General features: G+C 48.1%; 13 protein-coding genes. All 13 read left to right on the top strand.

Annotated features, from left to right (window positions below; translation table 11 throughout):
* Positions 1 to 443 precede the first annotated feature (443 nt).
* The 13 genes from RGU75_RS00370 (at position 444) to RGU75_RS00310 (ending at position 17,217) form a co-directional block, all read left to right on the top strand.
* The gene (locus RGU75_RS00370; protein WP_322232293.1) at positions 444 to 1,979 is read left to right on the top strand and encodes an XrtA system polysaccharide chain length determinant; all 1,536 of its coding nucleotides are present in this window, start codon (positions 444 to 446) and stop codon (positions 1,977 to 1,979) included.
* An 86-nt stretch (positions 1,980 to 2,065) separates the two neighbouring features.
* On the top strand, positions 2,066 to 2,935 hold the full coding sequence (locus RGU75_RS00365; protein ID WP_322232292.1) for an XrtA-associated tyrosine autokinase: 870 nt from the start codon (positions 2,066 to 2,068) through the stop codon (positions 2,933 to 2,935).
* Between the two features lie 52 nt (positions 2,936 to 2,987).
* Complete coding sequence (locus RGU75_RS00360) at positions 2,988 to 4,472, top strand: TIGR03016 family PEP-CTERM system-associated outer membrane protein (protein ID WP_322232291.1); 1,485 nt, start codon at positions 2,988 to 2,990, stop codon at positions 4,470 to 4,472.
* A gap of 17 nt (positions 4,473 to 4,489) precedes the next feature.
* Entirely contained in the window at positions 4,490 to 5,500 is a 1,011-nt protein-coding gene (locus RGU75_RS00355; RefSeq protein WP_322232290.1) for an XrtA/PEP-CTERM system-associated ATPase, read from the top strand.
* Between the two features lie 81 nt (positions 5,501 to 5,581).
* Entirely contained in the window at positions 5,582 to 6,442 is an 861-nt protein-coding gene (locus RGU75_RS00350; RefSeq protein ID WP_322232289.1) for an XrtA system polysaccharide deacetylase, read from the top strand.
* Positions 6,439 to 7,524: a FemAB family XrtA/PEP-CTERM system-associated protein gene (locus tag RGU75_RS00345; protein ID WP_322232288.1), complete on the top strand. Its 1,086-nt coding sequence runs from the start codon at positions 6,439 to 6,441 to the stop codon at positions 7,522 to 7,524. Before RGU75_RS00350 ends, RGU75_RS00345 begins: the two co-directional genes overlap by 4 nt.
* Before the next feature lie 3 nt (positions 7,525 to 7,527).
* Positions 7,528 to 8,748, top strand: coding sequence for a TIGR03087 family PEP-CTERM/XrtA system glycosyltransferase (locus RGU75_RS00340; RefSeq protein WP_322232287.1), 1,221 nt, complete (start codon positions 7,528 to 7,530; stop codon positions 8,746 to 8,748).
* A gap of 14 nt (positions 8,749 to 8,762) precedes the next feature.
* Positions 8,763 to 10,313, top strand: coding sequence for an exosortase A (gene xrtA / locus RGU75_RS00335; RefSeq protein WP_322232286.1), 1,551 nt, complete (start codon positions 8,763 to 8,765; stop codon positions 10,311 to 10,313).
* Positions 10,291 to 11,496 carry a TIGR03088 family PEP-CTERM/XrtA system glycosyltransferase gene (locus RGU75_RS00330; RefSeq protein WP_322232285.1) on the top strand — a complete coding sequence of 402 codons (1,206 nt, stop codon included), beginning with the start codon at positions 10,291 to 10,293 and terminating at the stop codon, positions 11,494 to 11,496. Before xrtA ends, RGU75_RS00330 begins: the two co-directional genes overlap by 23 nt.
* Positions 11,497 to 11,499: 3 nt before the next feature.
* Positions 11,500 to 13,434 carry an XrtA/PEP-CTERM system amidotransferase gene (locus tag RGU75_RS00325; RefSeq protein WP_322232284.1) on the top strand — a complete coding sequence of 645 codons (1,935 nt, stop codon included), beginning with the start codon at positions 11,500 to 11,502 and terminating at the stop codon, positions 13,432 to 13,434.
* Positions 13,435 to 13,554: 120 nt separating this feature from the next.
* Positions 13,555 to 14,733, top strand: a complete 1,179-nt coding sequence (locus tag RGU75_RS00320; RefSeq protein WP_322240128.1) for a glycosyltransferase family 4 protein — start codon at positions 13,555 to 13,557, stop codon at positions 14,731 to 14,733.
* Positions 14,730 to 15,905, top strand: a complete 1,176-nt coding sequence (locus RGU75_RS00315) for a glycosyltransferase family 4 protein (RefSeq protein ID WP_322232283.1) — start codon at positions 14,730 to 14,732, stop codon at positions 15,903 to 15,905. The genes RGU75_RS00320 and RGU75_RS00315 overlap by 4 nt, the downstream gene beginning before the upstream one ends.
* On the top strand, positions 15,898 to 17,217 hold the full coding sequence (locus RGU75_RS00310; RefSeq protein WP_322232282.1) for a putative O-glycosylation ligase, exosortase A system-associated: 1,320 nt from the start codon (positions 15,898 to 15,900) through the stop codon (positions 17,215 to 17,217). Before RGU75_RS00315 ends, RGU75_RS00310 begins: the two co-directional genes overlap by 8 nt.
* The last annotated feature ends 5 nt before the right edge of the window (positions 17,218 to 17,222 follow it).

The following is a 17,222-nucleotide window of genomic DNA, read 5'->3' as shown; positions in this document are numbered from 1 at the left end:
TCAGGAAATATTATTTAAAATTTGCACGTATAAATGTAACGCGGGAAATAATTTCTTATATTTTCTTTAAAAAATTTTTTTTAGGAAATATTATTCTTATCGATAGATTGTAAAAATGTTATACGGGAAATATTTTTAATAATATATGACGGGCCATAAAGAGACATAAAATAGACCATTAAGAAAATGTGCAAATAACCACTAATATTATCTTCACGTGATGATATTATCAAAAAATGTAAAGGTGCAATATTGTCAGAACTTAAGGGTGCTGAAACATTTTGAATGTCGCAAATTTTCGGCGACTTATCTGGAATGTTTAACGGATCGTACCCAATTCGATATTGCTATTGAGATAAGTAGCCTAAGGTTGTCCTGTGCGTATTCATGCATTGGCCACGGATTTTTTGGCCGAATTAAGTATGTATGGAGAACGTTAGCTTATGTTGGATTTAATACCTCGGCTTTTATCTTTTTCAGTCGTAATATGGAAATACAAGTGGTATGCGACCTCCATTGCATGGCTAGTTTTTTTGGTTGGTGGTGGTGTGATTTATGGACTACCTAATGATTTTCAGGCGTCTGCTCGCGTGTACGTCGACACCCAAAGTATCCTGAAGCCTTTGTTATCGGGAATGACTAGCGTCCCGAACGTTGAACAGCAAGTTTCAATCATGAGCCACACGCTGTTGAGTCGACCCAATCTTGAGCGTGTCATGCGTATGACAGACTTGGATATCAAGGCCAAAAATATTGACGACAAAGAGAAGTTGACTGATGAACTGGCGACACAAATTAAAATAACGCAAACAGGGCGCGATGACATTTACACCATCACTTATAACAATCAAAATCCTAAACTTGGCAAAGATGTTGTTCAGTCCTTGTTGACTATTTTTGTAGAAGGTAGTGTCGGCGACAAAAAGCAAGACTCGGACAAGGCAGTACGTTTTATTGAAGAGCAGATCAAAGGCTACGAAGATAAGTTAAATGCAGCTGAAAATGCAGTAAAAGAATTCAAACAAAAAAATGCTGGTTTGCTGCCTCGTCAAGGTAGCGATTACGAGACGCAGTTGCAACTATCCGCTGATGCATTAAGTTTGGCCCAGCTCGATTTGAAAGAGGCAGAGCAAGCGCGCAATGCGATTAAACGTCAGGTCTCCGGCGAAGCGCCGGGCGGCAATCAAGAGAATGATCCTGCAATTGTATTAAATCCGCAGATGGATGCGCGTATCCAGTTACTAACCAAGCGCCTGGATGATTTGCGTATGCAATTTACGGAACAATATCCAGATGTTATCGCTACTAAGCGCCTGATTGCCGAGCTTGAAACGCGTAGAGCTGAAGAGGCCAGAACAGGCAAGCGTGGGATTGACCCCGGTGCGAATTACAGCCCTATGTTGCAGCAATTGAGCGTCGCATTATCTGCGGCAGAGGCAAAAGTTGCCAGCATGAGAGCGCGGACAGGCGAGTATGCCGCTCGCTATGCGCGACTGAAGGCGCAAAACGGGGCTGCGCCCGATATAGACGCCCAGTTTGCCCAACTCAATCGTGATTATCAGATTAATAAAGAAAATTATGAAAAACTTGTTGGACGCCGCGACGCCGCCAAGTTATCTGGGGATCTTAGTTCGGCAACGGACTTGCTGACATTTCGCGTTATCGATCCTCCTACCGTTCCAATCTTACCTGTTGGTCCGAACCGACTTAAACTATTTTCGATTTTATTCGTCGCTGCCTTGGCAGCTGGCGTCGGATTGACGTTACTTATAAGTCAAATTCGACCCACCTTCCTAAGTCAGAGTGAACTTCTGGAAGCTACCGGTATTCCGGTATTAGGCGCAGTGACCATGAATTGGACTGTTGATGAAAGTGCCCGGCGCAAAAAAAGTGCCATCGGATTTAGTGCATCCTTTGCGGGATTCATCATTCTTTATTTCGGCGTGATGTTGGTGTTGTTATTCAAAGCACATGGCTAAGCAGACACCATCTGCTGCCATAAAACGGTCTAGCTTATCAGGCCAGGCGTACGGCCTAGCGTAATTGAACAAGATTGGGAGTTTGGATGAGCATTATTGAGAGAGCGGCGGCCCGGCTCGACGCAAAAAAAGGGATGGAACCTTCGCCCAGTAAAGTATCAAGAAGTCCGACGCTGCAAGTTATTGAGCCGAACGATGAGCCTATCACGCGGCCCCCTCAATTACCTGCGGGTAAGGTGATAGAAATTGATCTCGCAAGATTAAGTAAATTGGGTTTTATTACAGCGGGAGGTGCCAGTTCGCTGGTAGCGGAACAGTTTAGAGTCATTAAACGTCCGCTCATTAAAAGAGCATTTAATCCAAAAAGTAGCGCCACTAATCCCGGCAATCTAATCATGGTTACCAGCGCTTTACCTGGCGAAGGGAAAACGTTTTGCGCTATTAATCTGGCGATGAGCATTGCGATGGAGATGGATCATACCGTTTTGCTTGTTGACGCAGATATCGCGCACCCGTCGGTATTGAAAACCCTCGGCATAGAAGCAGATAGTGGCCTCCTGGACATACTGCTTGAACAGAATCTTAATGTCGCAGATGTGCTATTGAAATCCAACGTCGATACGCTGACGATATTGCCTTCTGGAAAAAGTAAACAGCATGCTACGGAGTTGCTGGCAAGTCACGCCATGAGTTTGTTGCTAAAAGAAATTGCCAGCAGGTATTCAGATCGGATCGTGATTTTTGATTCTCCGCCATTACTGCTGACCAGCTCCGCTCATGCATTAGCCAGTCAGATGGGGCAAATCGTGGTTGTGGTGGAAGCAGAAACGACAAGTCAGCATGCTGTGCAGGCATCTCTCAAACAACTTGAGGGATGTTCGAACGTCAATTTGGTGTACAACAAAAGTAGGGTGTTTCCTGGCCAGGAGAGCTATGGATATGGGGAATACTATTAGTAACCGGCCTTTCAGCAGGACTTATTTTCATCCTATGTTCCCACTGAAAATCATGTCAACCGCAGTTGCACTGGTTCTGTCTTCAGTCACCTTCGCCGCGGAGTGGTCCATCATACCCAGCCTGGGCGTCAATGAGACTTATACGGATAACGTTAATCTTGCTCCAAAATCGTTCGCAAAAAGCGATTATATTACTGAAATTTCGCCTTCAATTGTCTTGGTTAAGACTGGTCGATATTTAAGAGTGAATGTGGAAGATATCGTCCAGGAAGTTATTTATTCAGACAAAAGCACCGGTTCAAAATTTACCAATCAGCTGCATGCAACAGTCAAAGCTGAGCTGATTGACGAACTCTTTTTTGTCGATAGCGCGGCCTCAGAGAGTCAGCAAAATATTTCTGCGTTCGGTGCACAGCCGACGAATAACATCTACGCAACCAACAATCGTACTAATGTGCGAACGTTTAATTTTAGTCCTTACTTAGCGCATACATTCGATACGTTTGCTGCTGCAGAATTACGATATGCCGTTGATTCGGTGGCTGCCAGCAGCGGTGCCTTAGCAAGCAGTCACTCAGATACAACGTCGTTCCATGTGAACAGCGGACCTGCATTCCGACTACTTGGGTGGGGTTGGCAATATAGCGACCGCATCACGCATTACCCGACGTTGAGCAGCGTCAAGTTGGCAAGCACATCGGGTAACCTCAGCTATTTGCTTCTCCCAGTGTTGAAGTTGACTGCCACCGTCGGTTACGATCGTGACGACTACCCAAGCATAGGTAAATTAACCAATGGCTTTTCCTGGACGACGGGTTTTGCATTGGCCGTGAATCAGCGGACCAGTCTGGTGGCAACGGTCGGCCGGCGATATTATGGCGATACATTTTCGCTTGCCGCGACTACGCGCAGTCGCACCGCGATCTGGGATATCAGCTACAACGATACAGTCACGACGACACAGTCTCAGTTTGGACTGCCTGCCGCGATTGATACGTCCGCCTATTTGAATCGTTTATTGTCGGGGACGCTAGCCGACCCGGTGCAGCGACAGCAGGCGGTTAACAACATTATTCAGAATGCTGGTCTGCCCGGCTCTCTGAACAATTCAACCAACTACTTTACCAATGCCGTATTTCTCCAAAAACAGTTACAGGCATCCGTCGCGATCATCAGCCCCAAAACTACGCTAGTGGTCAGTCTTTTCGACGTCCAGCGCGAGCCCCTGTCAACTGCGCAAAATAACGGTATTTCTTTGAGCAATGACAAGACCAATCAAGTGGGTGGAAGTGTCGTGTTAGGTAGACGGCTTACTTCGCAAATAAACGCAAATATTAGCTTACTCGCCTCTCGGGTCGAGTCACTCACAAGCGGACGGGTTGATCACACGCAAACGCTGCGTCTGGACATCGTGAAACAGTTTTCTGCCAAGCTCAAAGGCACTGTCGAACTCAGTAGAAGTCAGGGCGAATCAAATCAGGCTGGTATTGGATATCGGGCAAATACGATTGCGGGATTTTTTAATGTCCAGTTATAACCGGAGTTTAGCAACCAATGTATGAAACATATTACGGCTTGCGAGATAAACCCTTTCGTCTCGTCCCTGATCCAGCTTTCTTCTTTGCTAGCAAAGGACACAAGCGCGCCTTGAGTTATCTCGAATACGGGATATCGCAAGGTGAAGGCTTCATCGTTATTACAGGTGAAGTCGGAGCAGGGAAAACGACGCTTGTACGTAATCTTTTCAAGAAATTTGAATCAACAAAAATCGTCGCAGCGCATCTGGCTAATACCCATCTTGATCCAGATAATATCTTGAAAGTGGTAGCGGGCGCATTCGGGATGTCATGTGAAGGCGGCAGTAAAGCGACTTTGTTGATGGAGCTCGAAAAATTCCTACAGCAATCCCATCTAAATGGGCTGCAGGCATTGCTGGTAGTTGATGAAGCTCAAAACCTTACGCCGAAGACGCTCGAAGAACTAAGGATGCTGTCTAATTTTCAGGTTGGCGACAAATCGTTACTTCAAACATTTTTGCTCGGACAACCAGAATTCCGTAAAACGCTTCATAGCCAGGGCATGGAGCAATTGCGCCAACGCGTGATCGCCACCTATCATTTGGGCCCAATGGATGTCGAAGAAACCCAGGCCTATATAGAGCATCGGTTACGTACCGTAGGCTGGCAGGGCGAACCGTCCTTTAGCAAAGAGGCATTCTTTGAGATTTTCGCTTATTCGGGAGGAATTCCTCGAAAGATCAATACCTTGTGTGACCGTCTTTTTCTGATGGGCTATCTCGAAGAGCTTCAAGCATTTGGCACGTCCGAAGTCAAGGAAGTGATTCGGGATATTGAACAGGAATTTAGTCTTCCTGTTGAGGCTAGCGATATCGAAGCAGGTACCACGCTTGTGGCGACGGAGAGCGTAAATCCTACTGATGGTCTGCAAGATATGTATGAAAAATTATACAAATTGGAGCAGACCATGCTCACTCTCTTAACGGCGCTTAACAGTATTAATTTCCCATCACCGATTGAAAATATTCCAGTCGAAAATAATCAATGAAATCTATTTCATCGGCTCAGAATTTTTTTTGGGGTGCGGTAGATATACGTATGGTGGACCCGTCCTTCACAGGGAAATGATATGAATCAGGCATCCAATAAAGCATTGATCCGCAATGCAATGACCATCGACGTGGAAGATTATTTCCAGGTATCGGCTTTTGCGTCGACTATTCCCAGAGATAGCTGGCCGTCGATATCTTGCCGGGTTGAGCGAAATATTGACCTGATACTGACAATTCTTAACGACCACAACATCAAGGCCACCTTTTTTACTCTGGGCTGGATTGCGGAACGCTATCCAGCGATGGTGAAGCGTCTAGTTGACAGTGGCCATGAATTAGCGAGTCATGGATATGGCCATCGCAGAGCGAGCGACCAGGACGCTGGCGCTTTTCTGTCTGATATTACGCGTAGCAAAAAGGTGCTGGAGGATATCGGTGGACAGCCTGTTTTAGGATATCGGGCGCCAAGTTTTTCGATTGCTAACGGCAATCTTTGGGCGTTAGATCTGTTACACGATGCAGGTTATCGCTATAGTTCCAGTATTTATCCGGTCAAGCATGATCATTACGGCATGCCGGATGCCCCGCGTTTTGCCTTTTATCCTAATGGCAAAGATGGATTGCTCGAATTACCCATTAGCACCGTGCGCGCGTTCAACAGAAATTTCCCTGCTGGTGGCGGCGGATTTTTTCGTTTCTTTCCTTATGCTATGTCGCGCTGGCTCTTGCGACAGGTCAATAGCCAGGATCAGCAGTCGGCGATATTTTATTTTCATCCTTGGGAGCTTGACCCTGCACAACCGCGCCAGAGGGACATCGGCTTGAAAACCCATTTTCGGCACTACGTGAATCTGCATCGCACGGAGGCGCGAATTAATGCTTTGGCGCGTGATTTTCAATGGGATCGGATGGACCGTATTTTTCTGGATAACAAATGAACCTGATCGCAGAAGCTGTGCGGCCGACAGCGGCGCATTTGGTTCCATCAGCGCCTGTTTTTACAGTCCGTATGATGCAGCATGCGGACGTCGAAAAGTGGGATAAATTTGTGTTGGCATGTCCTCACACAAGTTTCTTCCACCGCGCTGGTTGGAAGCATGTTATCGAACGTGCATTTGGTCATCGAACATATTTTCTATATGTTGAATGCGAGGGTCGCATTCAAGGCGTACTGCCGCTGGCACAAATCAAGAGTCTTCTTTTTGGGCATTCATTGAGTTCCCTGCCATTTTGTGTTTACGGTGGAATTGCGGCAAGCTCACCTGCGGCGGCTGACGCATTAGATCGTGCGGCACAAAAGCTTGCCGAAAAATTAAATGTCGATTACCTCGAATATCGCCATCATCACCCTCAACATCCAGAGTGGCCTACAAAAAGTCTTTACGTGACCTTTCGTAAGGATATCTATGCGGATGACGAAAAAAATATGTTGGCCATTCCCCGCAAACAGCGCGCAATGGTTCGTAAGGGTATCAAGGCCAATTTACAAAGTAGCATTGATCGAAGTGTGAATCGTTTTTTTGCGGCTTATTCCGCCAGTGTGCATCGCCTCGGAACACCTGTATTTTCGAAGAAATATTTCCGACTGTTAAAAGAGACTTTTACCGAAAATTGCGAAATCCTGACAATAACCAAGGAGGGGCGGACCATCAGCAGCGTCATGAGTTTTTACTTCCGTGATGAGGTACTACCTTACTATGGCGGCGGCACCGCCGAAGCCCGGGACGTTGCAGGGAATGATTTCATGTATTGGGAGTTAATGCGATACGCTGTAAAAAAAGGTATTCGCGTTTTCGATTTTGGCCGTAGCAAGCAGGGCACGGGAGCTTTCGATTTTAAGAAAAACTGGGGATTCGAACCGCAACCGTTGCACTACGAGTACCAGTTGCGCCGCGCTCAGTCGATCCCTGATACTAATCCGTTGAATCCAAAATACCAGTTAATGATCAAGGTGTGGCAACGTTTGCCCTTGTGCGTTGCCAACGTGATCGGCCCGCATATTGTGAAGAATCTGGGATAAAGCGTGGAACATCTCCTCTTTTTAGTTCATCGTATTCCCTATCCCCCTAACAAGGGTGACAAAATTCGTTCCTATCATTTGTTAAAGCATCTGGCGCAGCGCTATCACGTGCATCTCGGCACTTTCGTCGATGATCCTGACGATTGGCAATACGTTGATAAGGTAAAACAACTTTGCGACGATACGCATTTTGCCGCGTTGAACTCGCGTATCGCGCGGCTGCGCAGCCTTGGTGCGCTCGGTGGGAATCGTGCACTCAGTCTCGATTACTATCGCGATCCCGGTTTACATGCATGGGTGAAGAGGGTATTGGCGAATAATCCGATTAGTCGGGTCCTCGTATTTTCGTCCGCGATGGCCCAATATGCAGGGAGCGCGCAATTGACTCGACGGGTTATTGATTTTGTCGATGTCGACTCGGATAAGTGGCGCCAATATTCGGAAAAAAAATCATGGTTTATGCGGTGGCTATATCGACGTGAAGCCCGCCAACTTCTATCTTACGAGCAACAAGTTTCTCGCAATTTCGATACATCCTTATTTGTGTCGGCACCCGAGGCTGATTTATTCCGCCAACTTGCACCCGATAGTGCGCACAAAATTGGGTTCTTCAATAACGGTGTAGATACAGATTATTTTTCACCAGAACATCTATTTCCGAATCCATATCAGCCAAACCAGCTAGTTATGGTGTTTACCGGGGCAATGGATTATTGGCCGAATATCGATGCAGTGCGATGGTTTGCGTATCACATCCTGCCAGCGATACGTGTCGAGAATCCAACCGCACTTTTCTATATTGTTGGGGCCAGACCGTCGCCGCAGGTGCAAGAACTGGCGAATTTTCCCGGGATACAGGTGACCGGCTCCGTGCCTGATGTACGTCCTTATTTGGCGCATGCACATTTAGCTGTGGCACCGTTGCGTATTGCGCGCGGTATTCAGAATAAGGTGTTGGAAGCAATGGCTATGGCGAAGCCCGTGCTGGTTTCTTCGCAAGCATTCGAGGGGATTGATGCCATGCCCAATCGGGAGCTTATGCTGGCAGAGAGCGCTGAGCAGTTCGTCACAATGGCGACAGACTTACTTCAGCGATGTAATGTCGAACACGACAATCTGGGCGCGCGCGCAAGGGAAAAAGTTAAAGCGACTTACGGCTGGGCGAACAAACTTAGCATTGTCGATGGTCTGCTCGACATAAATATGCCACCTACATTTATATAATTGATCGCCACTATATGTACTCTCAGACTTTGGTATACACCGATCGATCATTTATCCTAAAAGCAATCCTGATTGTTTTCACATTCCTTTTGCCATTTTTGATTTATTTCGATACGGCGCGATCGATTGTGATGATTTGGAATAGTTCGGAAACTTTCACCCATCAGTACAGTATTTTGCCGATTAGTCTTTGGCTGATCTGGCAGCGTCGAGAAGTCTTGGCGCAGATGAAGCCGGAACCATATTACCCAACAATGCTCCTTTTGGCATTCTGCGGATTTGTCTGGCTTTTGGGTAATCTGGCCGATGTTCAAGTGGTCCGGCAATTTGCCTTTGTGGTGATGATCATCCTTGCTGTCGTCTCCGTGTTGGGGCGCCGTATTTCCGCCTCGATTGCCTTCCCGTTGTGTTTTCTCTTGCTAGCGGTTCCGTTCGGTGAGATTTTTATCGCACCCTTAATCGAGTTTACGGCAAATTTCACCGTCGCAGCGTTACGTGTAACCGGTATTCCTGTATTGCGCGAGGGAAATAGCTTTTCCATTCCATCTGGTCGCTGGTCGGTAATCGAAGCATGCAGTGGCATTCGTTACCTGATTGCCTCTGCCACGCTAGGTTGCCTCTATGCGTATCAGACTTATCGGTCACCTGTGCGACGTGCCATATTTATTCTCATTTCAATTCTGGTTCCCATTATTGCAAATGGTTTGCGCGCTTACATGATTGTGATGATTGGGCACCTGAGCGGCATGAAGCTTGCGGTTGGCGTGGATCATTTGATTTATGGTTGGTTATTCTTCGGTCTTGTCATGTTCCTGATGTTCCAGATCGGTAGTTTTTGGCATGAGGGACCACAAAAAGTATCGGCAAAAATAAAATCAAATAACGCCATTCCTGCGCAGAGCAGTAGTCCTGGTCCCGTCCATATCGGAAAGTTAATAGTTTCCAATGCATGCATTCTGGTCTGCCTCGGGATATGGCCATTGTTTGCGCATATTATGGGGCAAACGAGGAACACTCCGCTACAGGCCGATCTGAGTAACGTGCATGTGAGCTGGCAGGATGCGCCTGCGTTCACAACCTGGAAACCGGCTGTCAATCCATCCAATGCAGAACTTTATCGTTTCTTTCGGAGTGGTACGCAGACGGTGGGAGTATCGATTCACTATTACCGCAACCAGCATCCAGGGGCGACACTCATTAGTTCCGCAAATCGCGTGCTGCCCGAAAAAGATGAAGTTTGGACGCAACTAAACGCGTCGAATCGTACGGAATCCATACTGGGACGTGAAATTTCGGTTCGGGAAGAGATGATTCAGAGCGCATCTGGCTCTGTGCTGATGTGGCGCTGGTACTGGATAAATGGGCATCTTACTGCGAACGACTACAAGGGGAAATTGCTTCAGGCTCAGGGCAAGCTACTCATGCAAGGCGACGATGGCGCGGCCTTGATTGTGTTCGCCCCGTATTCGGATAAACCTGAGATCGCGCGTCAGGCTTTGCATGATTTCCTGAGTGAAAATTTGACGCCATTGGAAACCACACTTGCCAATAATAAAAAACATTAGAGCCGGAATAGAGCCTGTGATCGTGACGACTAACATTCCCCTCGTGGTGCACCTGCTTTACCGGCTGGATTTCGGCGGTCTTGAAACATTGATGGTTGACTGCATCAATCGCATGCCTGCGGATAAATATCGCCATGCCGTTGTTTGCCTCACGGATTACACCGCGTTTTCTGAGAAGATTACTAAACCGAATGTGCGTATCTTTTCCCTGCATAAACCGGCTGGTCTGGGCCTAAGCGCACATCTGAAGTTGTGGCGTCTGCTACGTCAATTAAGGCCGACGATTTTGCATACCTATAATTTGTCTGCGCTTGAATATGGGGTGACTGCTGCGATGGCAAACGTACCCGTTCGCGTCCATGGTGAGCATGGCCGCGATGCCAGCGATCCAGACGGGACCAATCAAAGACATAACCGATTGCGGCGCTGGTTGCTGCCTTTTTACGACTGCTATTACGCGGTCTCGACGGATTTGTGCAATTGGCTCACAACGACCATCGGCGTGCCGGATAAAAAAAATCTCTTACTTGCAAACGGTATTGATACAAATACGTTCCACCCACCCTCGGGGGCGCAAAGTATGCTTTCTGAAAAACTGCCCGCGGGCAGCTTTGTAATCGGCACCGTGGGCCGGTTGCAGGATGTCAAAAATCATGCAGGATTGATTGATGCCTTCATTCTCTTGCTCACTCTGATACCCGAAAAAAAATCACAATTACGACTAGCGATTGTCGGCGATGGACCACTCCTACCTTTACTTAAGGAAAAAATTACCGCGGCAGGTCTCGCTGATCAGATATGGTTATCTGGCGCGCGCACCGACGTTGCGGAAATCATGCGGACATTTTCTCTCTTTGTCCTGTCCTCAATTGCGGAAGGAACGCCCATCACCATCCTGGAGGCGATGGCGACGGGCTTGCCGGTTCTCTCTACCCGGGTCGGTGGCGTGCCTGAAGTAGTGGTCGAAAATATCACCGGCACGCTGGTGTCCGCATCCGATCCAGTAGCGTTGGCCAACGCCATGGCGTGGTATGTCAATCATCCCGATCTTGTTATTCAACATGGGGTTGCCGGTAAAGCGCGTGTCGAAAAACAATATGGCATGGCAGCAATGCTGGCGTCTTACACCAACATGTATGACGACATGTCTACCGCAAAAAAAATCACTTTGGGACGTGGATAAATCATGTGCGGAATAGTGGGAATTTTTGATACGTCAGGTAAACGAATTATTGACCGTGCATTGCTCGTGCGGATGAACGAGACACAACATCATCGCGGACCGGACGCGGGCGGCTATCACGTTGAAGCAGGGATCGGCCTTGGCCACCGTCGCTTGGCTATCGTCGATCCTTCCAGTGGTCAGCAACCTTTGTTTAATGAAGATGGCAGCGTGGTCGTGACGTTCAACGGCATGATCTATAACTTCAAAGAGCTGATGACAGAACTAACCTCGTTCGGTCATGTGTTCCGCACACGTTGCGATACCGAGGTTATTGTGCACGCCTGGGAGCAATGGGGTGCAGCCTGTGTTACACATTTCCGCGGCATGTTTGCTTTCGGGTTATGGGACAGAAACCGACAAACTTTATTTGTGGCCCGTGACCGGCTTGGTATCAAACCGTTGTTCTATGGATTGTTACCGGATGGTCAGTTTGTATTTGGATCGGAATTGAAATCCTTGCTTGCGGTTTCTTCGTTACCACGCGCTATTGATCCCTGCGCGGTAGAAGATTATTTTGCTTACGGTTATATACCAGAGCCACGTACGATTTTCAAGGCGGTACACAAGCTTCAGCCAGGCCACACGATCACGTTGTCACCTGGCGATGCAATACCGCACCAGCGTAAGTATTGGGACGTCCCGTTCAGATTGGCAGCACCGCAGCCTCAAGCCGAGATGGAAGCAGAATTAATTGAACGCCTGCGCGAAACCGTGAGTGTCCATTTGGTCACGGACGTGGCGCTTGGTGGATTTCTATCGGGTGGTGTTGATTCCAGTGCGATAGTCGCCATGATGGCGCAGTTGACTAACACGCCAGTTACTACTTGTTCGATTGGATTTAGCGATTTGGCCTATGACGAATCGCACTATGCGGCGCAAGTTGCTGCGCAGTTCCAAACGCAACACACTACCGAGACAGTCAATAAAGATGACTACGGACTTATCGACACACTCGCCAATCTTTACGACGAACCTTATGCCGATAGTTCCGCGATTCCTACCTACCGTGTTTGCCAATTAGCCAGACAGCGCGTCAAGGTAGCCCTGTCGGGCGATGGTGGTGATGAAAATTTTGCCGGATACCGACGTTATAAATATGCTATGGCCGAACAGCGTGTGCGTTCATTACTGCCAACGGGCCTGCGCAAACCAGTTTTTGGCTTTCTTGGAAAACACTATCCTAAGGCTGATTGGGCACCGCGCGTACTGCGCGCCAAGACCACCTTTGAGGCACTGGCGCAGGATGCGGTGGAAGGTTACTTCCATGGGGTCTCGATTCTGCCGGATCAAGTTCGCAAGCAGCTCTTTAGCAAACCATTCCGTCAGGATCTTCAAGGTTATCAAGCCATCGAAGTCATGCGTGGTCATGCAGCGCAAGCACCGACCGAGGATCCGTTATCGTTGCTCCAGTATCTGGATTTGAAGACTTATTTGCCCGGGGATATTCTGACTAAAGTAGATCGTGCCAGCATGGCGCATGCGCTCGAAGTGCGCGTGCCGTTGCTTGATCATACCTTTGTGGAATGGGTATCCAGTCTGCCATCGTCGCTGAAATTAAATGGCAACGAGGGTAAATATATTTTTAAGAAATCGCTGGAGGCAACGCTTACCGATGATATTTTATATCGAAAAAAAATGGGTTTTTCTATCCCATTGGCAACTTGGTTTCGCGGCCCGCTTCGGGAGGTTATAAGCGAGACTTTACTCGGACCACTTCTAGCTGATACCGGAATTTTTGATATGCAATTTTTGAATAAGATGGTTGAGCAACACCTTGCCGGACGGCGTGACTACAGTACTCCGCTGTGGGCGTTGCTGATGTTTGCCTCCTTTCTGCGCAATGTGTTGAAAGAAAGTAGTAGTGATGTGGCGATTCTGTCTTCGGAACTTGCCTGATCTTTGCACTTATCTACAAAGAAACCATGCGAACTAACCATATTGTCGATCATGTGATTTCACAATCTCCGAGATGTCCGGCGGTCTATAAAGGTGTTAAGTAATTATGGGTATTAAGTGATAAAACTACTGACGTTTAGTACGCTGTTCCCGAATGCTGAACGGCCGCAACACGGTATATTTGTGCAAACTCGTCTGCGCCATCTGGTCGCCAGTGGTGAAGTAGTAGCGCGCGTTGTGGCCCCTGTGCCGTGGTTTCCATTTTCGCACCCACGCTTCGGAAACTACGCCCATTTTGCCAAAGTACCTCACCAGGAAACATTGTTTGGTATTGATGTCTCGCACCCGCGCTATTTGCTAGTACCAAAGATAGGTATGACAGTAGGTCCTTATCTTATGGCCCAAGCGATGAAGCCTGTACTGTCCCGTATCATCGATGATGGGTATGATTTTGATGTGATAGACGCGCATTACTTTTATCCTGATGGTGTTGCTGCGGCGATGCTTGGCCGTTATTTCAATAAGCCGGTTGTTATCACGGCGCGCGGTTCAGACATTACGCTGATTCCGCATCATCAAATACCCCGCAAAATGATCCAGTGGGCGGCAAATCAAGCTGCTGGTGTTATTACAGTATGCGAAGCGTTAAAAGCAGAAATAACGACGCTCGGTGTGAAAGCAGATCGTATCGTGGCTTTACGCAATGGGGTGGATCTCAATCTGTTTCAGCCGATAGATCGTGAAGCGACGCGCAAAGTACTTGGCCTGAATCAATTCACATTACTATCAGTGGGTAATTTGTTACCGGTCAAAGGACATGACTTGGTCATAGCGTCTTTGCCATTGCTAAAAGAGGCCCGATTGATGATCGCCGGCCGGGGTCCGGAACTACAGCGGTTACAAGCGCTTGCCGCAGATCTTGGGGTTACCGAGCGGGTCACGTTTCTTGGTCCTTTGCCACAGGCTGAATTACGAACTTACTATGGCGCTGCTGATGCCCTGGTTTTAGCATCAAGCAGGGAAGGGTGGGCTAACGTATTGTTGGAATCGATGGCATGCGGCACACCCGTAGTTGCCAGCAATGTGTGGGGAACACCAGAAGTCGTCGCCTCCCCGGATGCTGGTGTGTTAATGCGTGATCGTACCGCGGCCGGTGTTGCAACAGCAGTGCGAGCACTGCAAGCTGGCTATCCGAACCGTGCTGCTACGCGCCGTTATGCTGAGCAGTTTAGTTGGGATCAGACCACTGCAGGACAACTTAAACTGTTTCGCAACATACTCAGAAATGGCGAAATATGAAGATCCTCTATCACCATCGAACTCGCTCAATGGATGGCCAAAATGTGCACATCGAAGAAATGATCGGTGCGTTACGTGCGCTAGGGCACGAGGTGATTATCGTCGCACCGCTCAGCGCGAAAATGGATGCATTCGGTGCTGATAGCGGACTAATGAGCTGGTTCAAGCGTCACCTACCGAAGTTTGTCTACGAACTGATGGAACTGGCGTATTCACTGGTAGCGTATCGCCAATTGGCGCAGGCTATACGGCTGCATAAACCTGATTGTTTATATGAGCGCTACAACCTGCTACTCCTGTCTGGAATCTGGATCAAGCGCAAATATCGATTACCCATGCTGCTCGAAATTAATGCGCCGATTTTTGAAGAGCGCGCACATTATGATGGACTTTCACTAAAATGGCTGGCACGCTGGTCGCAAACCTATGTATGGCGCGGGGCAGATTATGTATTGCCAGTCACTGGCGTACTGGCCGATATCGTTGCATCATATGGCGTGGACCGCAGTCGCATACTCGTGATACCGAACGGCATCAACGTCGACCGATTCGACCAGACGATGGATCCGCAAGTGGCTAAAACAGCGCTCGGATTACAGGACAAAATGGTGCTGGGTTTCACCGGATTCGTACGGGACTGGCATGGGCTGGATAAAGTAATTGCCATGCTCGCTCTTGGTGGGGAAGGAGCAGAAGACACCTTAACATCTAACAGGCATTTGTTAGTCGTCGGCGACGGCCCGGCCCGCGCCCAGCTCGAGCATCAGGCGGCCATGCTGAACATCAGCGACCGCATCACCTTTACCGGCGTTGTCAATCGTGACCAGGTTGCGCGCTATGTTGCCGCCTTTGATATCGCATTACAACCTGCGGTAGTGGCTTATGCGTCGCCCTTGAAACTGTTCGAATATCTGGCATTGGGCAAGGCTATTGTTGGACCGGATCAACCAAATATAACGGAGATACTTACTGACGGCTATAACGCTGTTTTGTTTGACCCGGACCATACGGATGGACTTCCTGTCGCTATCGAACGTCTATGCGCCGACATCGGACTACGTCACGAAGTTGGAGGAAATGCGCGTAGAACGATTGCAGACCAAGGCTTGACATGGAATGCCAACGCGGTACGCGTAGCAAAGTTATTTAAAAGTATGCTGGTTTATGCGTGACTACCTCCTATTCGGTGTTGTGTTCATATTGCTGTGGCGGACGTTTCAAAGCCCGATGATTGGCGTTTTGACCTTCACCTGGTTGAGCCTGATGAACCCGCACCGGCTAACATATGGCGCAGCCTATGACTTCCCGTTTGCGGCAATTGTCGTAGTGGTTACGTTGATCGCTCTCGTGTTTTCAAAGGACAAGTGGCGATTATCAATGACACCGGTGACGGTCACATTAATTCTATTCATGGTCTGGATGACGGCGACAAGTTTTGTTGCTTTGGAACCTGATCTGGTATGGACTGAATGGAACCGTGTTATGAAGACCCTTTTCATGACCTTGATTACGATCATCGTGATCAAATCCAAAAAGGACATCATTGCATTGGCTTGGGTAGTGGGACTCTCCGTAGCCTTTTACGGCCTGAAAGGTGGAATTTTTACGCTAGTCTCCGGAGGTAATTATCACGTCTATGGACCAGACGGCAGCTATATTGCCGATAACAACGCCTTAGCCTTGGCGTTCATTGCTATTCTCCCGATTGTGCGGTTTCTGCAACTTCAAGCTACCAAGGGATGGATGCGGTTGGGCATGGGCGGCGTAGCCATATTGACCGCTATTTCGGCAGCAGGGTCCTACTCTCGAGGGGCGCTGGTTGCGGCGGCGGCAATGTTTTTTTTCTTGTGGATCAAGAGTAAGCAGAAATTTAAAACTGGTATTGCCCTTGTTTTGGTCGCGACCATCGTATTTATGGTGATGCCCGGGGAGTGGTTTGCAAGAATGCAGACCATCGATGACTACAAAACGGATGACTCTTCTTTAGGCCGTATCAACGCCTGGTATTTTGCATTAAATGTTGCAAAACAAAATTTTATGGGTGGCGGTTTTAGCATATTTACACCCAAAATGTTTTTCATCTACGCGCCTGATCCGCGTAACCATCATGCTGCCCATAGTATTTATTTCCAGGTGCTTGGCGAACATGGATATATTGGACTCATATTTTTTATTTTGCTGTTGATCTTTTCCTGGCGCACGGGTACTCGCATCCTTGCATTTTGCAAAGGGAAAGAAGGGCTGAAATGGGCATCTGATCTTGCTGCAATGTGCCAGGTCAGCATGGTCGGATTTGCGGTTGGTGGTGGATTTCTGGCCTTGGCTTATTACGATTTGTATTATTTTGTGGTCGCTTTATTAGTCGGACTTGAAAAATTGCTGCTTTTACCAACAAGGCAAGAGGCCAAAAATAAAGGTTTGCCGATTGTGGCAACCGACATCGGACGAAATGGCGAGGTGTTGGCAGATGAAAAAAATGTGTGACCCTT

This window comes from Glaciimonas sp. CA11.2, assembly GCF_034314045.1.
Classification (GTDB): domain Bacteria; phylum Pseudomonadota; class Gammaproteobacteria; order Burkholderiales; family Burkholderiaceae_D; genus Glaciimonas.
The sequence above is the reverse complement of the archived record's forward strand: the minus strand, read 5'-3'. Positions and strand labels throughout refer to the sequence as shown.